At 61.7% G+C, this 19,537-nt stretch carries 16 protein-coding genes and 3 pseudogenes; 13 read left to right on the top strand and 6 right to left on the bottom strand.

Annotated elements, in window-relative coordinates; translation table 11 throughout:
- The first annotated feature begins 46 nt into the window (after positions 1-46).
- From SJ05684_RS24410 to SJ05684_RS24400, 3 genes are read left to right on the top strand one after another with little or no spacing between them, the layout of a single operon-like run.
- Positions 47-1,195 carry a Re/Si-specific NAD(P)(+) transhydrogenase subunit alpha gene (locus SJ05684_RS24410; protein ID WP_095694402.1) on the top strand — a complete coding sequence of 383 codons (1,149 nt, stop codon included), beginning with the start codon at positions 47-49 and terminating at the stop codon, positions 1,193-1,195.
- Positions 1,195-1,605 (top strand): NAD(P) transhydrogenase subunit alpha part 2, encoded by a 411-nt coding sequence (locus SJ05684_RS24405; RefSeq protein WP_015887714.1) that lies wholly within the window; start codon positions 1,195-1,197, stop codon positions 1,603-1,605. Before SJ05684_RS24410 ends, SJ05684_RS24405 begins: the two co-directional genes overlap by 1 nt.
- Before the next feature lie 10 nt (positions 1,606-1,615).
- On the top strand, positions 1,616-3,034 hold the full coding sequence (locus SJ05684_RS24400; protein WP_095694368.1) for an NAD(P)(+) transhydrogenase (Re/Si-specific) subunit beta: 1,419 nt from the start codon (positions 1,616-1,618) through the stop codon (positions 3,032-3,034).
- A 280-nt stretch (positions 3,035-3,314) separates the two neighbouring features.
- On the opposite strand, the gene SJ05684_RS24395 is transcribed toward SJ05684_RS24400, so the two are convergent.
- Positions 3,315-4,424, bottom strand: coding sequence for an alcohol dehydrogenase catalytic domain-containing protein (locus SJ05684_RS24395; protein WP_034859508.1), 1,110 nt, complete (start codon positions 4,422-4,424; stop codon positions 3,315-3,317).
- A 264-nt stretch (positions 4,425-4,688) separates the two neighbouring features.
- On the opposite strand from SJ05684_RS24395, the gene SJ05684_RS24390 reads away from it, so the two are divergent.
- From SJ05684_RS24390 to SJ05684_RS24375, 4 genes are all read left to right on the top strand, one after another.
- Positions 4,689-5,879 carry a cytochrome P450 gene (locus tag SJ05684_RS24390; protein WP_034859507.1) on the top strand — a complete coding sequence of 397 codons (1,191 nt, stop codon included), beginning with the start codon at positions 4,689-4,691 and terminating at the stop codon, positions 5,877-5,879.
- The gene (locus SJ05684_RS24385) at positions 5,879-6,904 is read left to right on the top strand and encodes an amidohydrolase family protein (RefSeq protein WP_034859506.1); all 1,026 of its coding nucleotides are present in this window, start codon (positions 5,879-5,881) and stop codon (positions 6,902-6,904) included. Before SJ05684_RS24390 ends, SJ05684_RS24385 begins: the two co-directional genes overlap by 1 nt.
- A 28-nt stretch (positions 6,905-6,932) precedes the next feature.
- Positions 6,933-7,841, top strand: coding sequence for an ABC transporter substrate-binding protein (locus tag SJ05684_RS24380; protein WP_034859505.1), 909 nt, complete (start codon positions 6,933-6,935; stop codon positions 7,839-7,841).
- 228 nt (positions 7,842-8,069) lie between these two features.
- Positions 8,070-8,714 carry a hypothetical protein gene (locus SJ05684_RS24375; protein WP_244426735.1) on the top strand — a complete coding sequence of 215 codons (645 nt, stop codon included), beginning with the start codon at positions 8,070-8,072 and terminating at the stop codon, positions 8,712-8,714.
- A gap of 310 nt (positions 8,715-9,024) precedes the next feature.
- Here the strand turns inward: SJ05684_RS24375 and SJ05684_RS24370 are convergent.
- A pseudogene (locus SJ05684_RS24370) lies at positions 9,025-9,141 on the bottom strand (IS3 family transposase); the annotation flags it as partial.
- A gap of 450 nt (positions 9,142-9,591) precedes the next feature.
- Here SJ05684_RS24370 and SJ05684_RS30640 point away from each other — a divergent pair.
- From SJ05684_RS30640 to SJ05684_RS24340, 6 genes and pseudogenes are all read left to right on the top strand, one after another.
- Positions 9,592-9,858 (top strand): annotated as a pseudogene (locus SJ05684_RS30640) (ATP-dependent DNA ligase); the annotation flags it as partial.
- Between the two features lie 760 nt (positions 9,859-10,618).
- Positions 10,619-12,493 (top strand): adenylate/guanylate cyclase domain-containing protein, encoded by a 1,875-nt coding sequence (locus SJ05684_RS24360; protein WP_034859503.1) that lies wholly within the window; start codon positions 10,619-10,621, stop codon positions 12,491-12,493.
- A gap of 194 nt (positions 12,494-12,687) precedes the next feature.
- Positions 12,688-13,090 (top strand): annotated as a pseudogene (locus SJ05684_RS30635) (HNH endonuclease); the annotation flags it as partial.
- 586 nt (positions 13,091-13,676) lie between these two features.
- Positions 13,677-13,868, top strand: a complete 192-nt coding sequence (locus tag SJ05684_RS24350) for a CsbD family protein (protein ID WP_034859501.1) — start codon at positions 13,677-13,679, stop codon at positions 13,866-13,868.
- 329 nt (positions 13,869-14,197) lie between these two features.
- The gene (locus SJ05684_RS24345; RefSeq protein WP_034859510.1) at positions 14,198-14,452 is read left to right on the top strand and encodes a FitA-like ribbon-helix-helix domain-containing protein; all 255 of its coding nucleotides are present in this window, start codon (positions 14,198-14,200) and stop codon (positions 14,450-14,452) included.
- The gene (locus SJ05684_RS24340; protein WP_034859500.1) at positions 14,449-14,874 is read left to right on the top strand and encodes a type II toxin-antitoxin system VapC family toxin; all 426 of its coding nucleotides are present in this window, start codon (positions 14,449-14,451) and stop codon (positions 14,872-14,874) included. The genes SJ05684_RS24345 and SJ05684_RS24340 overlap by 4 nt, the downstream gene beginning before the upstream one ends.
- 112 nt (positions 14,875-14,986) lie before the next feature.
- Here the strand turns inward: SJ05684_RS24340 and SJ05684_RS24335 are convergent, their stop codons facing one another.
- From SJ05684_RS24335 to SJ05684_RS24320, 4 genes are read right to left on the bottom strand one after another with little or no spacing between them, the layout of a single operon-like run.
- Positions 14,987-17,023, bottom strand: a complete 2,037-nt coding sequence (locus SJ05684_RS24335; RefSeq protein ID WP_034859499.1) for an ABC transporter ATP-binding protein — start codon at positions 17,021-17,023, stop codon at positions 14,987-14,989.
- 2 nt (positions 17,024-17,025) lie between these two features.
- Positions 17,026-17,913 carry an ABC transporter permease gene (locus tag SJ05684_RS24330; protein ID WP_034859498.1) on the bottom strand — a complete coding sequence of 296 codons (888 nt, stop codon included), beginning with the start codon at positions 17,911-17,913 and terminating at the stop codon, positions 17,026-17,028.
- Positions 17,910-18,863, bottom strand: a complete 954-nt coding sequence (locus tag SJ05684_RS24325) for an ABC transporter permease (RefSeq protein ID WP_034859497.1) — start codon at positions 18,861-18,863, stop codon at positions 17,910-17,912. The genes SJ05684_RS24330 and SJ05684_RS24325 overlap by 4 nt, the downstream gene beginning before the upstream one ends.
- On the bottom strand, positions 18,860-19,531 hold the full coding sequence (locus SJ05684_RS24320) for a dimethylsulfonioproprionate lyase family protein (protein ID WP_034859496.1): 672 nt from the start codon (positions 19,529-19,531) through the stop codon (positions 18,860-18,862). Before SJ05684_RS24320 ends, SJ05684_RS24325 begins: the two co-directional genes overlap by 4 nt.
- Positions 19,532-19,537 lie beyond the last annotated feature (6 nt).

Here is a 19,537-nt window from a genome sequence, read left to right as displayed (position 1 = left end):
TCTTTCGAAAATCAGAGATCCAGTACCGGCCGGAGGTAAAGTGGCGGTGAATGTGACCGTGTACATAGCAAGGGAAAACAGTCCCGACGAGCCGCGCGTGGCGGGCTCGCCTGAGACGGTGAAGAAAATCCGATCGTTCGGCTTCGAGGTCGTCGTCGAAGCCGGTGCGGGCCTCAGTTCGCGCATTCCCGATGCGGAATACGAGAAGGCCGGTGCGCGGATCGGCACGGCGAAGGACGCCAGGAACGCCGACGTCGTGCTGAAGGTGCGCCGCCCGACGGTGGCCGAGATCAAGGGCTACAAGGCGGGCGCGCTGGTCATTGCCATCATGGACCCCCATGGCAACGAGGAGGCGATCGCCGGGATGGCGAAGGCCGGGCTCACCGCGTTCGCCATGGAACTGATGCCGCGGATCACCCGGGCGCAATCGATGGACGTTCTGTCTTCCCAGGCGAACCTCGCCGGCTACCAGGCGGTGATCGACGCGGCCCATGAATACGACCGGGCGCTGCCGATGATGATGACGGCGGCCGGCACGGTGCCGGCGGCGAAGGTCTTCGTCATGGGCGCCGGCGTCGCCGGCCTGCAGGCGATCGCTACCGCCCGGCGCCTGGGTGCCATGGTGTCCGCCACCGACGTCCGTCCGGCCGCCAAGGAGCAGGTCGCCTCGCTTGGCGCCAAGTTCATCGCCGTCGAGGACGAGGAGTTCAAGGCGGCCGAGACCGCCGGCGGCTATGCCAAGGAAATGTCGAAGGAATACCAGGCCAAACAGGCGGCGCTCGTCGCCGAGCACATCGCCAAGCAGGACATCGTTATCACCACGGCGCTGATCCCGGGGCGGCCGGCGCCGCGGCTCGTCACGCGCGAGATGCTGAAATCCATGAAGCCCGGCTCGGTTGTCATCGACCTCGCCGTCGAGCGCGGCGGCAATGTCGAAGGCGCCGAAGCCGGCACGGTCGCGGAGGTGGAAGGCGTCAAGGTCGTCGGCCACCTCAACGTGCCTGGCCGCATCGCCGCCTCCGCCTCGCTTCTTTACGCCAAGAACCTCGTCACCTTCCTGGAGACGCTGGTCTCGAAGGAGGAAAAGCGGCTGGCTTTGAACATGGAGGACGAACTCGTCAAGGCGACGGCGCTGAGCCACGGCGGCACGGTCGTGCACCCGGCCTTCGGCGGCGCGAAAGAGGGGAACAAGTGATGGCGAATGAACTCTTGGACAAGGCACTGACAGACCTCGAACGGGCGGTCGAGGCGGTCAGGACCGCCGCCGAATACGTGCCGGATGCGGCCGGGGCCGTTGCCCATGGCGCCACTGGCGGTGCGATCGATCCCTTCGTCTTCCGCCTGGCGATCTTCGTGCTGGCGATCTTCGTCGGCTACTACGTCGTCTGGTCGGTGACGCCGGCACTGCACACGCCCTTGATGGCGGTGACGAATGCGATCTCCTCGGTGATCGTCGTCGGCGCGCTGCTTGCCGTCGGTATCTCGGCCTCGGGGCTTGCCACCGGCTTCGGCTTCGTCGCGCTGGTGCTTGCTTCGGTCAACATCTTCGGCGGCTTCCTCGTCACCCAGCGCATGCTCGCCATGTACAAGAAGAAAGAAAAGTGAGGCGGGGCCAATGAACGCGAACTTTGCAGCCTTCCTCTATCTCGTCTCCGGCGTGCTGTTCATCATGGCGCTCCGGGGTCTGTCGCACCCGACCACCAGCCGCAAGGGCAATGCCTATGGCATGGTCGGCATGGCGATCGCCATCGTCACGACCCTCCTCTTGGCGCAGCCCTCGCTCGGCGGCTTCCTGCTGATCGTGCTCGGTCTCGCGCTCGGCGGCGGCGTCGGCGCCTATGTCGCCAAGCGCATCCCGATGACGGCGATGCCGCAGCTCGTCGCCGGCTTCCACTCGCTGGTCGGCCTTGCGGCGGTGCTGGTTGCCGCCGCCGCCCTCTACGCGCCGTCCTCCTTCGGCATCGGCGAGATCGGCGCGATCCATGCCCAGGCTCTGGTCGAGATGGCCCTCGGCGTCGCCATCGGCGCCATCACCTTCACCGGCTCGATCATCGCCTTCCTGAAGCTCGACGGCCGCATGTCCGGCAAGCCGATCCTCTTGCCCTACCGCCACCTGATCAATCTGGCGCTCGCGGCGCTCGTCGTCTTCTTCATCATCGGCCTGGCGCTGACCGAGAGCCACTTCAATTTCTGGGCGATCGTCCTCCTGTCGCTGGCGCTCGGCGTTTTGATCATCGTCCCGATCGGCGGCGCCGACATGCCGGTGGTGGTGTCGATGCTCAACTCCTATTCCGGCTGGGCGGCGGCCGGCATCGGCTTCACGCTCGGCAACCTGGCGCTGATCATCACCGGGGCCCTGGTCGGCTCCTCCGGTGCGATCCTCTCCTACATCATGTGCAAGGGCATGAACCGCTCCTTCGTCTCGGTTATCCTCGGCGGCTTCGGCGGCGAGACGGCTTCGGCCGGTGGCGACGACGGCGTTGAGAAGACGGTCAAGCAGGGCTCGGCCGACGATGCCGCCTTCCTGATGCAGAACGCCTCGAAGGTGATCATCGTGCCCGGCTACGGCATGGCGGTGGCGCAGGCCCAGCATGCGCTGAGAGAACTGGCGGACAAGCTCAAGGAGGCGGGCGTCGAGGTCAAATACGCGATCCATCCGGTCGCCGGCCGCATGCCGGGGCACATGAACGTGCTGCTCGCCGAGGCGAACGTGCCTTACGACGAGGTGTTCGAACTCGAGGACATCAATTCCGAGTTCGCGCAGGCCGACGTCGCCTATGTCATCGGCGCCAATGACGTCACCAACCCGGCGGCGCGCGACGACAAGACCTCGCCGATCTACGGCATGCCGATCCTCGACGTCGACAAGGCCAAGACCTGCCTGTTCGTCAAGCGCTCGCTCGGTTCCGGCTATGCCGGCATTGACAACACGCTGTTCTACAAGGACGGCACGATGATGCTCTTGGGCGACGCCAAGAAGATCACCGAGGAGATCGTCAAGGCATCAATCACTAAGCGTCAGACCCAGCTCTGAAAACAGATGCCCGCCGCGAGGCGGGCATTTGCGTGTCGGCGTGTGGCGGGCCAGCCGGCGGGCATCTCCGGCAATTGCGCCTTAAATGCCGCGTCATTCCCACGGCCGACCTTATGGCCGGGGGCCGCACCGCGGGTCCTGCAAGGCGGCCGGATGGCCAATAGGCTCTGTGAGCCCTTGGATGGCACTTCCGCCTCACACAAAAATCCCGCCCGGCGGCACCGGGCGGGAGGTATACGCAACGATCGCGAATTTTTAGGCCAAACGCGCTGAGCGTGCCTCAGATCGTAACAGCGTAGTAGGTGAAGCCGCCATCGCCCGAGGCGACACCGGAAATGGCCTCATTGATGCTTTCGAGCGGCCAGACCTTTGGCTCCATGACGGAGAGGTCGACGACCTTGCTTTCGAGCATTGCGGCGATTTCCATGCCCTCGGCGGCGGTGAACCAGACGGAGCCGATCAGCTCCATCTGCTCGTCCATCCACCATTTCACGTCGACGGGAAGGTCGCCGGCGGTGCCGCCTATATTGACGATGCGACCACCTCTGCGCACGCCCTTCATGGCGTCGAGCATGGAATCGAGCGGCGCCTTGGCACCGAGCGTGTCGAGCATCAGGTCGGCACCGACCCCACCGGTTTTGGCCTTCACAAACTCACCGCTTGAGCTGGTCCGGTTCGAAAAGACTTCGATCCTGTCCGGCGCAAGCGCCTTCAGCCGAGCAAGCAATTCGTCCCCACGCGCGACCGCATAGATCTTGCCGACCCCCATTGCGAGCGCGAGAAGAGTGGCGCCGACGCCGAGCGTCCCGGTTGCGCCGTTGATGATCAGCGAGCGCCCCATAAGCGGACCGCACTTCTTCAAGGCTGCGTAGGACGTGCCGAGATAGCCCATCCGCGAGCCCTTTACGAAGGACATGTTGTCCGGAATCTTGATGACTTGGGCCTGCGGAGCCAGCATGTATTCGCCGAATCCGCCGAAGGGATAGCGCTTGAACATTTCCAGGCTGTTCGGGTTGTAGCCGAAGTAGCCGCCGAGCGTCCAATGATCGCAGGCCTGCGGGCGTCCAGACGAGCAGGCGTGGCAGGCGCCGCAGAAACGGCCTGGATTAACATAGACCCGGTCGCCGGGCTTGAGCGCCACGACCTGCTCTCCGACCTGATGGACAATTCCCGAAGGATCGAGGCCATGAATCGCGGGACGCGGCGGCAAGGGCATTTGCGGGTACCAGCTTTCCCAGTTCGCGAGAACATTGGCGAGATTGGGTACCATGCCGCAGGCCTTGACCTCGACAACCACGTCGCTTCCGGTGGCCACGGGTCGCGCCACCTCATCTATTCTCATCGGTTCTCCGACCGCGTGCAGCCGCGCGGCGCGCATTGTCTCCGTCATGAATTCCTCCCTGTTCCATCAGTGGTAACATACTACTGGGTTTTCAAATACCATTGGGTATTTAAATGTGCAAGCGCCACCTGCGTATCTGCTACGCTGGATTGACACGGTCGTTGCATTAGGATACTGACTGGTATCGGAAATCCAGTTGGTATGTAAACGCGTGCCGTGAGCCCGAAAGGGCGCACGCGCTCGCAAACGCCAGGCGGAGGAACGGTGCTGGATCGGCATCCGTTGTCAGGCGATTTCAAATGGAGGATAGACATGGCATATGACGCGTCAGCACTGACGGGCGCAAATCTGTACAACGACCCGTACCCGGTCTATGCGCGGCTGCGGAGCGAGGCGCCTGTTGCGCTCTTCGAGGGCACCAACGAGTATTTCGTTACCCGTTATGACGATTGCCGCACAGTTGGTGCGACCAACAGGGTCTTCGGGCCGTCCGGTGCTGCGGATCGACCCGAGGCACGCGTCATGGGCATGCCGAACGTCCTGACCATGTCAGGCGACGAGCATGCCTGCCTGCGCGAAGGCATCGACCTCAACCTAACGCAGGAGCGGGTGCGTTCCTATGTCGAGCGCCTCACGCTTCCGGTGGTCCAGTGCTTCCTTGACGAGATCAAGCCCAAAGGCGAGGCGAATCTCACGACGGAGCTCTTCGAGCCGATCTCGGTGCGCTGCATTGGCGACGTGATCGGGCTGACTGAGACTTCGAATGACAATCTCGTCGAGTGGTTTCACGCAATGGCCCTCGGCCTGCAGAACGTATCCAACGATCAGGCGGTCTGGGACCGGCTCGACGCAGCACTCGCGGATATCGATAACCAGCTTGGCGCGCTTTATGAAGCGGCATTGTCGAAGCCGAACAGCACGCTGATGAGCCATGTCATGCATGGCGGCATGCCCGATGGGCAGGTTCGCAGCCTGAAGGAAATCTCGCCGACAATGCGGGTCATCATCTTGGGCGGACTGCAGGAGCCGGGACATGCGGCTGCAAATGCTTGCGCGGGACTGCTTTCCAATCTCGAGCAGGCCAAAGTCATGGCCGAAGACCCATCCGCACACGCGCTCAGGGCCTTTGACGAGGGACTGCGCTGGATAGCACCGATCGGAGTGACCCCGCGCATCGCGCTTGAAGATTTCGAGATTGCCGGCACCACTATCCCCGCAGGCTCATCGGTTGCCATCGTGATGGGGTCCGCGAACCGCGACGAAGCGCGCTTCGACAATCCGGACCGGTTCGACATGTTCCGCAAGAAGAAGCAGCACGTGTCCTTCGGCTTCCGGCCGCATTTCTGCTCGGGCCATTTCCTGTCGCGCGCCATGGGCGAGATCGCCCTTCAGGAAGCCTTTCGGCAACTGCCGAACCTGCGCCTCGATCCTGAACAGGAGATCAAAGCCAAGGGCTGGCGCTTCCGCGGCGTGAACGTGCTGCCGGCGAAGTGGGACGCGTGATGACCCTGATTATCGATTGTCACGGCCACTTCACTACCGAGCCGCAGAAACATCACGAGTTCCGCAAGGCGCAGGTCGCCTATGCGGAAGGTAAAGCGGCCGAAAGGCCGGCCTATCTGGGCATTTCCGACGACGAGCTCTACGCGATCATCGAGGCGAACCAACTGCGGCTGCAGAAGGAGCGCGGCTCGGATCTGACTATCATAAGTCCCAGAGCCTCGGGGATGGGCCACCATATTGATGACGTGGCGATCGCCAACGAATGGGCGCGGATATCGAACGATAACATCAGGCGTATCGTGGATATGTTCCCGGCCAATTTCGCCAGTGTCTGCCAATTGCCACAAACGGTCAATGGGGATCTGACGACGGTGATTGCCGAGCTGGAGCATTGCGTCGAGCACGGCTTCGTCGGCTGCAATCTCAATCCGGATCCGTCGGGGGGGAGGTGGAGCGCGCCGCCAATCTATGACGAGTGGTGGGATCCACTATGGCAGGCCATGGTCGCGCTCGACGTGCCGGCGATGATCCATGTTTCGGGCTCCTGCGAACGCTGCCTGCACACGACCGGCGCCCATTACATCAACGCCGACACGGCCGTGTTCATGCAGTTGATACAGGGCGACCTTTTCGAGCGGCACCCGAAGCTGCGCCTGATCATCCCCCATGGTGGGGGTGCTGCACCCTATCACTGGGGACGCTACCGGGGTCTGTCGATCATGCTCGAAAAGCCGCCGTTGGCCGAGCACCTGATGCACAATCTGTTCTTCGACACCTGCGTCTACCACCAGGCCGGCATCGATACGCTGTTCCGCGTGGTGGACAAGAAGAACATCCTGTACGGATCCGAATTGCTCGGCGCCGTCAAGGCGGTGGACCCAGAAACGGGGCACAGCTTCGACGACACGAAGCGCTATATCGACGCGCTCGATCTCAGCGTCGAGGACCGGCACGCGATCTTCGAGGGCAATGCGCGGCGCGTCTATCCCTTGCTCGACAAGCGGCTCAAGTCGCAAGGCCGGTAATCTCGCAGCGATAAATGGAGGAATATTCATGACGACCACAGTCAAACTGGCGGGCGGTGCACAGGGTTTCAACTGGTTGCCGGTCTTCGTCGCCGAAGAGCAGGGCCTTTTCGCGAAACACGGGCTGAAGATCGAATATCTGCGCATGGGCAGCGTCGACAAGGCGACGACGGCCGTTCTGGAGGGCGTGGCGGATCTGGCGATTACCCCGCCGGAAGGGGCCGTTTCGAACTACATCAATGGCGGCGAATTGCGTGTTGTTGGGTCGAACTCGAACCGCCTTCCCATGTCGATCGTGGCGCATCCGTCGATCGACTCGATCGCCGAACTCAGGGGCAAGAAGGTCGGTACCTCGTCGCTTACGGAAGGCACGGCGATCTATACGCAGCTGCTGCTTGGCCGTGAAGGGTTGAAGTACCCGGGTGACTATGAGTTCGCGCTCGCCGGCGTACATACGAAGCGTTGGGAGGCTCTCCTGGCCGGAGCGATCGACTGTGCCCCACAGCCGGCGCCCTGGAACTTCATCGCTGAAGCCGCGGGATACAATCTGATCGGCGAGGTCAATGATGCGATCCCGGAAATCGTATTTGCAGCCCTCATCGCCGCGAAAAGCTGGCTTGATGCGAATGGCGAAACAGTGGGGAAGCTATTGAAAGCGCTCGCCGAAGCCCATGCGATCACCAACGATCCGGCGAAGGAGGAGATCACGCTGCCGATTTTCCAGCGCATCACCGTGCCGAAGGACGCCGATCTCGCGCTACGAGGGTTGCGCTACATGCGCGACATGGGCATGTGGCCGCAGGGCCTCGCCATTCCCGACAGAGCGCTCGAAACCACAGTGGACCTGATGATCCGCGCAGGTTTGCTTGAGGAAGGGAAGCGTGCGTCCGCCGCTGGAGTCTTCGATAGCCTCTACCTTCAAGAAGCGCTTGCGTGAGGTGCAAGCGGTCGTGCCGCAGTGTGCAGAAAGGACCGCCTCGCCATCGCTGCGCGAAGGTCTGTCCCTTGCTGAGGTGGTCCGACTGAGGCTGACGACCCTCACACATGAATCAGTGAATTAGAAGACCAACTGGTATCAGAATATCATTGGTCTTTGTCGCCGACCTGGGGAGGAGAGGGGTGATGCCGAACTCGTGCAATTATGTTGGTTGACGGCGTGATTTCGATGGGAGGCACTCCTCAGGAAGCCGTGCTCAACGGGACGGTTTCGATCACAAGCGCCGTCTTCGTCCAGGCGGGCCTTCGCCGAATGCTCAGTCTCAGCGCGGCCTGGGCCGGGCTGATTGGTTCGGCAGCCTTCCTGGCCTCATATTTCCTCGTCTACCAGAAAGTGCCGCCGTTTCCGCCCATCGGTGCAGTGAACAAGATTTTCTACATTTCTATGGCGGGTGCCCTCATAGGCCTTGCTGTCGATCTTGCCGATCGACCGCGGCTGACAACTTGGGCGGTGGTGCTGCAGCCGCTGGCCGCCGCCTTGTACATAGGACAAAGCCGGCTAACTGCCGCCCCGCTTGAAGTGGTTCTCGCCGCAGCCGCCGGCATGTTGTCGATGACCTTGCTGCGCCGTGACTTTGGGGGCTCCGCCGGGGAAGATGGCGCCAAACGGATGCTGCTTCTTGCCATCGCTTCAGCCGGTTTTGCGCCGATCGCTTTATTCGGTGCGTCCTCGTCAAGCCTGCAGCTTTGTCTGATGTTCGCAGCCGCCCTTTCGGCGATTGTCGCCTGGAGTTTTGGGACGAGGACAATCCTTTCGGAACACCCGCTTTTCTGGGTGGAGCCGGCGGGATGTTGTCTGTCGTTTACGCAGTGACGCTGATTACCCGTAAGGCCGATCTCCTTGCGCTTGCGACCCTCACGCTCGTGTTCCTCGTTCCAGAGGTCGCACGGCGGATCAGACGAATCGGCCGGCTCAAAAGCCGCTTTGCCCGCCTCTGCGCATTCGGATTGCTTTGCGTGATACCGGCGGCGTCCGGGGCCGCGATTGCCATCATCTCACACGGTTCAAGCTTTCCAATTTGACAAGGGAGGAATGTCAATGATCAAGCTTCTATACGCTTGTCTCGGATCGGTTCTCATCGCGGCAGCGCTTGCGACTGGATCGGCCCGGGCGCGAACTTATGGTCTTTTAAAGCAGCATTGTCCAGCATCGCATCCGCCAGAAGCCGCTTCAGCTTCGTATTCTCGTCCTCCAGCGTCTTCGGCCGCTTGGCTTCGGACACCTCCATGCCGCCGAACTGGTCTCCTGCCCTTTCTAGGGCCTCAACGGCCTCCGGTTGGTGTCTTCGATAGCCGCTTGGCAGCCGTGATCGAGCAGTCGAACTTGGCTGACCGGATCGGAAGACGCGACCTGCGACATTCTTCTGGCGCACCATCCTGCCGTCTTTCGACGGATGCCGCTCACGCCGGTGCGTTTGCGGCCCCGGCGTGTCGTGTGTGTGGTTCATCATCCGCTCTTTGACGGACAATGCATTCAGCAATACGATCTCGCAGTCGTCGAGCGCGTTTTGGATCGCCTCTTCGGCGTTCCGGTTGCGTTTGCCAAAGTACTCGGCGGCGTCCCGGAGCCAGTCGAGGACTGGATAGGCTCGAACTGGGAAATTCGTAGTTTCTCGGAGAACGACGTACCGGACTTTCTTAGCCGCCTGGACTTTTACGTTTTTTCCACAGCAGGCGGTGGATAGAGGCAGGCGATTGCGGCCGAGGCGCGGCGACTCAAAGTGAAGTCGACGATCCTGGACGGCGAGGCGGTCGTTCTCGACGAGCAAGGGCGCTCCGACTTCGGCATGCTGCAGCGAGCGCTCGGGCGCCGGCCGGCCGCGCATGAGCCAGACGAGATCATCCTCTTCGCTTTCGATCTCCTCTATCTCGACGGCCGAGATCTGCGACGACTGCCACTCGGCGAGAGGCGGCAGCTGCTCGAGCCCATCCTGGCCGGCCTCAAGGGCGCGATCCGACGATATATAGGATGCAATAGCTGGGCTCACACGCCAAAGAGGCAGACCAGCAGGAGCGATCGGCGTTTAAGATTACTTGACGGCCCGCCCCAGGGACTGTCACCATCTGCCGGGCTCAGTCAACTCGTCTATGACCCACCAACAGAATAAATAGAATAAGGCTTGGAGGATCGGGCCGAAAACGAACAATAAGGCTACCAGCCTGTTCGTTGAATCGAGGCGCCGCGAGCTCGTAGTCTCAGATGCCTTCCGCCCAGTGGTGTGAAGATCCACGATTTCCTCTACGCCCTACAACCAAGACTTGGAGGGTCTCACACGGCACAGGTTGTAGCTCAAGGATTATGAAGCGCGCTCAATGGGATAATAGATAGACAGAGTGGGCTAAGACCTTTTGCAAAATTCTTGTTGGACTAAAGTCCTATCTCAACGCGCTCACGAGAAACGTATGGGGGTGAACGCCTCGACGGCCCTGATCTCTGCTTTGGACAGCGGCTGGCCGTTCTCGGTGCAAACCTGCGGCATCCATCGTGGGTCGGGGAGCCGGCGGACGATGCGACGGGTACACTCTAACCTCGATACGTCCTCGGACTCGTCGTCTGCGCCGCAACCGGATTAGCATTCGTCTGCGTGAGAATTGATCAGAGTTCAGTCGTCCCTGACCACACCAGAACGAGACATTCTCTAACCGCTGGAGTATGATTGGATTGGGCTGAGACTATGGCACACCGAACCGTGGCGCACACGAAGACTGGGTGGGCACATGGACGATCCGAACGTGCACAGACGTTTGACGGCCATTCTCGCCGCGGACGTAGTGACTTATACCCGCCTCATGGCCCGGGATGAGGCAGGTACTCACGCGTCATGGAAATCGCACCGCAGGGAACTTATTGATCCCAAGATTTCCGAGTACGAGGGGCGCATCGTGAAGGACACCGGCGACGGATTCCTAGCGGAATTTCCAAGCGTCGTGAATGCGGTCACCTGTGCTGCCACGGTCCAGTGCGGTATGCTTGAGCGGAATGCAGGTGTGCAGCCACCTAGCCGGATCGAGCTCCGCATGGGCATCAACCTCGGGGACGTGATAGCAGAGGGCGACGACATCTTTGGCGACGGCGTCAACGTCGCCGTACGGCTCGAAAAACTTGCAGCGCCGGGGGGGATCGCGGTCTCTGCAGCGGTCCGGGATAACGTCGGCAATCGTCTCGATCTTCAATTTGAGGACATGGGTGAGCACACGCTCAAGAACATCGATAGGCCGGTGCGCGCTTACGGCATTTCCCTGGGCTTTCCTCCGGCCGCCAGGACGATCGGATCGGGTGCAGACACCCAAGAGCCCTGGGAGATCGAAAAGCCCTCTATCGCGGTCCTGCCCTTCAACAATATAAGCGGTGACCCCGAGCAAGAATATTTCAGCGATGGGATCACAGAAGACCTTATTACCGACCTGACGAAAATCTCCGGCCTGTTCGTCGTAGCGCGCAATACAGTATATACCTACAAGGGCAAGCCGGTTAAGACGCAGCAGGTGAGCCAAGATCTGAGCGTTGGCTATATTCTCGAAGGAAGCGTCCGCAAGGCCGGATCGCGTGTTCGCATCACGGCGCAGCTCGTCGAGGGTAAGGGCGGCGGTCATCTCTGGGCGGATCGCTACGACCGGGATCTGACTGATATCTTCGCCTTACAAGACGAGATCACCCATACCATTGTGGACCACTTGAAGGTCAAGCTGCTGCCAGAAGAGAAGAAAGTTATCGGCCGGGTGCCGACCGAGAACTTCAAGGCCTACGCGTACTACCTTAGAGGACGGCAATTCCTGCACTGGCATTCCAAGTCCCATTACGTCTTGGCGAAGCGCATGTTCGAGATGGCGGTTGAACTCGACCCGCTTTACGCGCGGGCGTATGCGGGCATTGCTGACTGCGACTCCTTTCTCTTCCTTCACTACAATGCTGATGTGTCGGTCGACGGTATTCTGGCGACTAGTGCCAAGGCCTTAGATCTTGAGAGCGGCCTCGCAGAAGCGCATGCTTCACTCGGCCTGGCGCTTTCGCTTCGCGAGCGGCATTCGGAAGCAATGGCGGAGTTCGATCAGGCAATCAACCTCGATCCAAATCTGTTTGAAGCCAATTACTTCTACGCCCGAGCCTGCTTTGCCCAGGGAAAACTGGACGAAGCGGCCAGACATTTCCAACGCGCCGCAGAGATCAAGCCCGACGACTACCAGTCCTTGATTGTGCTCGTTAACGTTCTCCGGTCGCTCGGGCGCGAGGATGAAATGAAAGTGGCGGCGCGGGAAGGTGTCGCGCGCGCCGAGCGTGAACTCGCGTTGCGTCCGGAAAACTCGAGAGCCGCCTACCTGGGCGCGGTGGGTCTCGCAGCACTTGGTGAGCTTGATCGTGCCAAAGAATGGGCAGGCCGCGCGCTGGCTATTGATCCGGACGACCGTCTAGCAAAATACAATGTGGCTTGCTTTTACTCGCTCGAGGGCGAAGCTGATCGAGCGGTCGACCTGCTACTAGAGCTCCTTCCAGGCGCCACCCATGAAACAAAGAGGTGGATCAGATATGACTCGGATCTCGATGCGGTCCGTAGCCATCCGCGCTTCCCGAAGGTGCTTGAGCTTCTCGGTTGAGAGGCGAGTTTTTCAACAACTCAAACAATGAAGTGGCGGATCCGGGGGGATCGAGAGATAGCCCAGCCGGTGCAAACCCGCAGCATCCATCTTTCAAGGGCATCAGGGAGCGGGCGGATGATGCGACGGTTGATGAAATGACGACGTGAAATGGTAAGACTAGCGATTTTCAATTCGCCAATGATTTCAATGCGCCGGTGATCGAACGCGGCCTGCTGAATGACGACGGCCGTATCTCCGGACGGGCGCAGTCCGCGGTGAGGCCGATCTCTCCAGGTGATTTCAATCGCATGTGTCGGTGAGCCAGAGACCGTCAATCCGGCGCCCGGATTTGGCGAGCAACGGCAGGACCCCCTCGTTCTTGAGCAGGAGCGCGATCGCGTCACTCAGCTCACTTCCCGAATCGTGCGAAACCGCCTGTTCCGGCACCTCGTCCTCAAAACCTACGACAAGCGGTGCGCGATCACCGGACTGAAGTTGATGAACGGCGGCGGCCGGGCCGAAGTCGATGCCGCGCATATTCGACCAGTGGAAGCCAGCGGCCCTGATATATTGGGCAATGGTATCGCGCTTTCCGGGACCGCCCACTGGATGTTCGCGATTCCCGCTGCGTCGCATTGTCAGCGCCGATCGTGTCGTACGGGTTGGAAAGAGGACGCTAGTGCCTCCGGTCAAACGGGATAAATCGCCGATCTTCGTACATCGGAAGATAATCCGAAGTCCGCTTTGGGTCGAGGGCAGCCGTTCTTCACGAGCCATCTGCCCGCCTGGTTGCGAGAATGTTCGCCCTCTGTGCTCAGAAGATCGCATAATGTATCGAGTGGAACGGCATCGTGAGCGAGTCGCATGCGGTAATACCAAGCCTCACAATAGTCGCGGCAACCGCCAGCGCCCTCGGTCCTTTGGCCAGCACGCGGAACGAAGTCCTGATCCTCTTCAGTCCGATGATGGGCCGGTTGGGTTTAGGCTTCCCGAACCCGCAGGCGCAAGTTGGATCGTGGAGCTGACCCCTTCGGATTCCAGGTGAAGGGCGAGGACATCGGTAAAGCCAAAGCTTACGTCTGGAGGAGCCTGGTGCTGATGCGTGCCGCCTGATCCAGATCAAATGGGAACAAAGCGCCGAGCCGCTCGTTCGAGCGCCTGTGGGGGCGCAAGTCGCGTCCTCCAAATCGGGAGACCCCGCATGGGCAGTGCAAAGGACAAAGTGGCCGGCAAGGCCAATGAGCTCGCTGGTAAGGCCAAGAAGGCCGCAGGCGACGCAACCGACAACAACTCGCTCCGCGCCAAGGGCGCGGCGCAAGAGGTAAAGGGCGGTGCCCAGCAAGCCAAGGGAAAGCTAAAGGACGCAGTTAAAAACGCTGTCGACAAGACTTAAAGCATTGAAGCGCGGTTGGTGCGTTCCTGTTCCTGTGCCTGCCGGAACAGGTTTCTCTTGGCGCCCTTTTAACAGAGGGTCGTGCGCCTTTATGCGGACATCGACTGGCTTTATCCCGGAGCGTCGCGCAATGCGCGCGGACCAGCATCATGGTAGAGCGAACAGCTGCCAGCGTCTCGCCTCGGGAGCTTTGGACCTGGCACCTTTAAACGTGGCCACACGATAGATGTAAATGTACGGAAATCGCAAAGGCAGTCACTCAAGCAATTGCAATGAGACTGCATGTCGACTATATTGCAGTCATTGAAGGCAAATTCGAGCTTCTGACTATGGCGATCCTGACAGTGAGGAATGTGCCCGATGAGGTGCATCGCGCTTTACGCGTGCGTGCGGCGATGCACGGCCGCAGCACCGAGGCGGAAGTCCGTGACATTCTGGAAAGTGTGGTAAAGCCCGAGCAGCGCGTTCGCATGGGGGATGCCTTGGCTGAGGTCGGCCGGCGGCTGGGACTGACCAATGATGATTTCGCAGTGTTTGATGAGGTACGTGACAAGGCGCCGGCGGAGCCAATGAGGTTTGAATGATCGTCTTGGATACGAATGTCGTCTCCGAGGCGATGAAACCAGCCCCCAATCCGGTCGTGCACTCCTGGTTGAACGAGCAGGTCGCCGAGACCCTATATCTGTCCAGTGTGACGTTGGCCGAACTGATGTTTGGAATCGGTGCATTGCCGGATGGCCGGCGCAAGAAAGCCCTGAGCGAAACGCTTGACGGGGTGCTCTCACTGTTTGGCGATCGCGTATTGCCGTTCGACATCGGAGCTGCCCGGCACTATGCCGCCTTAGCAGTGAAGGCCCGAGCGGCCGGCAAGGGCTTCCCGACGCCCGACGGATATATTGCCGCCATTGCCGCCTCCAAGGGATTTATCATAGCGACGCGTGATGTAAGCCCCTTTGAAGCGGCAGGACTTACCGTCGTAAATCCTTGGAGTAATCAACGAATATAAAGCTCGATCCACTGGTCTCGGGTCCGAATAGGTTCAAGGCGTTATATACGCTCGGTGCGGATTTGTTACCGATCCTGCGACCATATTCTGGCGCCGGACACATATTCTCGGCTCAGGAGACTGACCTGCTCTGTCTCGAGTGGTCACTGCGATTTGCCGGAGAAGCACGGGTTGCCAAGTCGCGCGTGGTCAGATGGCAGCGGATGAACCCGTTGTCCGTTGCTTGGACGGGCGGCCGGGTTTCGGCGCAGACGTTGCCAAGCTGGCGGGGACAACGGCCGGCAAGTGGACAGCCAACGCCGGGCACCGCTTTCGAGGTCGGAGCAGCGGGCGGGTGGGAGATGAAATGGTCTTTTCGAAGGCCCGGGGCGGCTTCCAGCAGCATTTCCGTATAGGGATGCAGGGGCTCGGAAAGCAGCGTTGCGGTGTCGGCGAGCTGCATGAGTTCGCCGCGATAGAGCACCGCGACCCGGTCGGCGAATTCCTGCACGACGGCGAGGTCGTGCGAGATGAACAGCATGGCGACGGCGTGTTTCTCCTTGAGGGAGCGCAGCAACTCGACAATGCGCGCCTGCACCGAGACGTCAAGCGCGGAGAGGATCTCGTCGCAGATCAGGAGTTTTGGATTGACCAGAAGCGCGCGGGCGATGGCGATGCGCTGCCGCTCGCCGCCGGAAAGCTGTTCGGGGAACCGGTCGAGATAGCCGGCATGCAGGCCGACATTTTCCAGCACATCGACAAGCGTCTTCTCATCCGCCTTGATGCCGAAATGGTCGAGCGGGCGTTCGAGGATCGCCCGGATACGGCGGCGGGGGTTGAGCGAGGCGTCGGGGTTCTGGAAGATGTACTGGATCTGCCGCAACTGCTCGACCGAGCGACTTTTCAGTGCCGGCGCGAGCAGGCCGCCGGCAAGGCTGATCAGCCCCGCGCGCGGCGGCAGGCGGCCGCTGATGGCGCGGGCAATGGTCGACTTGCCGCTGCCGGATTCGCCCACGAGTGCCACAACCTCGCCGGCGCGCAGTTCCAGATCGATATCGCGCACCACGGAAGGGCTTGTGCGGCCAAAGAACCTGTCGAAAAAGCCGGGTTTCCGGTAGCTGAGATCGAGGTCGGCGACCGCGAGCAGGCGCTCGGGCCGTGCCGCGACACCGGCACGGCGTTTCGGCCTGCCGACTGGCGTCTCAGGCGCCACCGCCTCCCGCCATTTCATGCAGGCGACGGCGCGGGTGTCAGCGACCGGCTCCAGCGCCTGCGGCGTGGTGCGACAGGCGGCGGTCGCGAAATCGCAGCGCGGCTCGAACTTGCAGCCGGTCGACATCTGGTCACGGCGCAACATGCCGCGCAGACCACGCGCCTGCCGCTCCGTACCGTCGACGGTCGGGATCGAGGCGATGAGTCCGCGCGAATAGGGGTGCGCCGGTGCTGCCAGCAATTGATCGCAGGGCGCGACTTCGACGAGCTGGCCGGCATACATGACGCCCACCCGGTCGGCGATCTGGGCGAGCAGCGCGAGGTCGTGCGTCACGTAGAGCATTGCCATGCCGATGCGGCTTCTGAGATCGCCGAGAAGCTGTATGATCTGGCGTTGCGTGGTGACGTCGAGGCCGGTCGTCGGCTCGTCCAGCACCAGCAGGTCCGGATTGCAGGCGACCGCCATGGCGATCGTCACGCGCTGCTGCTGGCCGCCGGAGAGCTCGTGCGGATAGCGATGGCCGACATCCGGTAGGCCGACCAGCGCAAAAAGCTCGGCGATGCGGGCCTGCATGGTCATGCCGGCCGGCAAGGCCTTGTGCGTGGCGATCATCTCGCGGATCTGAGAACCGACCCGCATGCCGGGACTGAGCGAGGTCGTCGGGTTCTGTGGCACAAGTGCGATGCGGTTGCCGCGTAGCCGCCCGAGTGATTTCGCGTCGAGCTTCAGCAGGTCTATGCCGTCGAACAGCACCTCGCCGGTCTGCACCAGGCTGTTGATCGTGCCGTAGCCGAGCAGGCGATAGGCGACGGTGGACTTGCCGCAGCCGGATTCCCCGACGAGCCCGAAGGCCTCGCCGCGCGCGATCTCGAAGGAGACGCCCTGCACGACATTGGTCCAGCGGGCGGGGCTGCCATAGGCGATGTTCAGGTTCCGGACTTCGATGAGTTTTTGCATTTTCACGCTCCCGCAACGGGCCGCTGGCCGAGCATGCGCGACAGGCCATCGGTGAAAAGGTTGAATCCGATAACGAGGGAGGCGAGGCCGAGGCCGGGACCAAACACCGTCACCGGCGAGGCGATCAGCAGGTTGCGGTTCTCGCTGATCATCAGGCCCCATTCCGGTGTCGGCGGGCGGATGCCGAAGCCGAGGAAGCCAAGCGCGCCGATGAGGATGGGCGCATAGCTGAGGCGCAGCGAAAACTCGACGAGCAGCACGTTGGCAGCGTTCGGGAGGATTTCGCGGAAGACGATGGACCAGATGCCTTCACCGCGCAGCTCCGCGACGGCGACATATTCGCGTGTCGCGATTTCCATGGCGGCGGCGCGCGCGATGCGGGCGATGCGCGGTGCATAGACGAGGCCGACGACGAAGACGATCAGTACCGGCTCGCCGGCAAGCGCGGGACCGGCAGCGATGATCAGCACCAGCGCGAGCGCCAGGAAAGGAATGCTGATCATAGCCTCGACGATGCGTTGGGTAACCTCGTCGAACCAGCCACCGATATAGCCCGACAGAAGACCGAGCGTGGTGCCCGCGACCATGCCGAGAATGGTGCCGGCGAAGGCGAGCAGCAGCACGATATGCGCGCCGTGCATGAAGCGGCTGAAGACATCGCGGCCGATCTGGTCGAGACCCATCGGGTGTTGCCACGAGGCGCCCGAGAGCGGCAGGCCGGCACCCATTTCGGCAAAGCCGTAGGGCGTCCAGAACACGCCGGCAAGGGCAAAGAGCGCGTGGGCGAGAAGGATGACCGCGCCGACCCTGAAGGGACCGGGCGTGGCACGCCAGCGGTCGATGTCGAGCCAGGGGACGCGCTTGGCGAGATTGGAGGTGATCGTGGTCATCGGCTTGCCCTCAGGCGCGGTTGCAGCAGGATGGCGAGAACGTCGGCGACGAGATTGGCGGCGACATAGACGGCAGCGCTGATCATGACGGTTGCCTTGATCAGAGGGATATCGCGCAGTTGCAGCGCGTCGATCAGCAGCGTGCCGAAGCCGGGATAGGAGAAGACGCGCTCGACGATGACGACACCGCCGATGAGAAAACCGAGATTGAGCGCTGTGACGTTGAGCGCCGGCACGACGGCGTTAGGCAGAGCGTGGCGGAAGAGTACGGCGCGGGGGCGCAGACCCTTGAGCTCGGCAAGGCGTATGTAGTCCGAGCGCAGCACCTCGATCAGGCTGTCGCGTAGTACACGGATGGCATAGACCGCCATCATGATGGCGAGCGTCACAGCGGGCAGCACCATGGCGCGCAGCATCTCCTGCCAGGTGCTGGCCTCGGAGACAGTCGCCAGCGCCGGCAAGATCGGCACGGCGACGGCAAACAGGAAGAGCAGCATCGTCGCGAGCAGGAAGTCCGGCAGGGATAGTAGGACGAGTGTGATGACCGAGATGATGTTATCGACGGCCTTGCCGCGGTTTACCGCCTGGATGATGGCTGGAACCACCGCCAGCACGAGATAGATCACGAAGGCGAAGAGTGACAGGAGGAGCGTGTTAACGATGCGTGGGCCAAGCACGTCGGCGATTGGTCTCCCGGTGGCGATCGACACACCGAGATCGCCGCGCAGGAAATCGCCGAGCCATTGGAAATAGCGCACGAGCGCGGGCTGGTCGAGATGGAGCTGGCTGCGCAGCACCTCCAGCGCCTTGGCGGTCGCATCACGGCCGAGGATGCGGGTGGCGACGTCGCCGGGAAGCGCCTCAAGGATCAAGAAGATCAGGATCGAGACGAGAAGAAGTGTCAGCACTGATAACAGGATCCGGCTGGCGAGAAGACGAAAAATACTCATGTTGCATCGAGCCCCACTGAAGAACGGGCGGCATCCGCCGTCATGGTATCGGCAATGAAGGCGGCATCTGTGACGAGGTCGCCGTGCCATATGTAGAGAAGCACAAGAGGCCGCTCCGCCGAAAGCGTCGCATGGGGTAGCCACGGCGGATGATGGATGATCGCATCGGTGCCATAGCTGGTCCAGTTCGCCGTGCCGGCGCGCCAGAATGAGGGGCCGGTGACAGTGTAGTAGATCTCGTCGGCTGGGTGGTGGTGGAGGGGATAGTGGGTCTTCGGCCCCAGGAACATCAGGCCAAAAGCTATCTCGGGGTCTTGGATCAGCGCCGGCGGCCCATCGCCGGGACCGCAGATGACGCCGTAGCCGTAGTTTTCGCCGAAATCGCTGCTCGGCGGGTTGGCGAGATAGTTGCTGCTGCGGGTGATGTGAAGCGAGGGTAGGAGCCCGGCGAGCGCTCCGGCAAGAGGCGACTGCACGGCATGGGACGCCAGCTCGGCTTCGCAGACCGCCTGGATCGGCACGCGGCCCGCCGGAGTGTCTTTAATTGGCGGTAATTGCCTCGCAATCCGGCGCAGCCGGGTGGCATGAGACCCGGGCACAGGCTTCGGATCGCGATCGAGCGCAGCGGCGAAGCAGTCGAGAAATGTCGTCAGGGCGGAAACAGTCATGCAGCT

The organism is Sinorhizobium sojae CCBAU 05684 (assembly GCF_002288525.1).
Taxonomy (GTDB): Bacteria; Pseudomonadota; Alphaproteobacteria; order Rhizobiales; family Rhizobiaceae; genus Sinorhizobium; species Sinorhizobium sojae.
The sequence above is the reverse complement of the archived record's forward strand: the minus strand, read 5'-3'. Positions and strand labels throughout refer to the sequence as shown.

Coding starts and splice junctions, on each gene's coding strand:
- SJ05684_RS24380 (WP_034859505.1), top strand. CDS start 6,933: ATGACGACCACAGTCAAACTGGCGGGCGGTGCACAGGGTTTCAACTGG.
- SJ05684_RS24395 (WP_034859508.1), bottom strand. CDS start 4,424: ATGACGGAGACAATGCGCGCCGCGCGGCTGCACGCGGTCGGAGAACCG.
- SJ05684_RS24320 (WP_034859496.1), bottom strand. CDS start 19,531: ATGACTGTTTCCGCCCTGACGACATTTCTCGACTGCTTCGCCGCTGCG.
- SJ05684_RS24325 (WP_034859497.1), bottom strand. CDS start 18,863: ATGAGTATTTTTCGTCTTCTCGCCAGCCGGATCCTGTTATCAGTGCTG.
- SJ05684_RS24390 (WP_034859507.1), top strand. CDS start 4,689: ATGGCATATGACGCGTCAGCACTGACGGGCGCAAATCTGTACAACGAC.
- SJ05684_RS24335 (WP_034859499.1), bottom strand. CDS start 17,023: ATGCAAAAACTCATCGAAGTCCGGAACCTGAACATCGCCTATGGCAGC.
- SJ05684_RS24360 (WP_034859503.1), top strand. CDS start 10,619: ATGGACGATCCGAACGTGCACAGACGTTTGACGGCCATTCTCGCCGCG.
- SJ05684_RS24330 (WP_034859498.1), bottom strand. CDS start 17,913: ATGACCACGATCACCTCCAATCTCGCCAAGCGCGTCCCCTGGCTCGAC.
- SJ05684_RS24350 (WP_034859501.1), top strand. CDS start 13,677: ATGGGCAGTGCAAAGGACAAAGTGGCCGGCAAGGCCAATGAGCTCGCT.
- SJ05684_RS24375 (WP_244426735.1), top strand. CDS start 8,070: ATGGGAGGCACTCCTCAGGAAGCCGTGCTCAACGGGACGGTTTCGATC.
- SJ05684_RS24405 (WP_015887714.1), top strand. CDS start 1,195: ATGGCGAATGAACTCTTGGACAAGGCACTGACAGACCTCGAACGGGCG.
- SJ05684_RS24340 (WP_034859500.1), top strand. CDS start 14,449: ATGATCGTCTTGGATACGAATGTCGTCTCCGAGGCGATGAAACCAGCC.
- SJ05684_RS24345 (WP_034859510.1), top strand. CDS start 14,198: ATGGCGATCCTGACAGTGAGGAATGTGCCCGATGAGGTGCATCGCGCT.
- SJ05684_RS24385 (WP_034859506.1), top strand. CDS start 5,879: ATGACCCTGATTATCGATTGTCACGGCCACTTCACTACCGAGCCGCAG.
- SJ05684_RS24400 (WP_095694368.1), top strand. CDS start 1,616: ATGAACGCGAACTTTGCAGCCTTCCTCTATCTCGTCTCCGGCGTGCTG.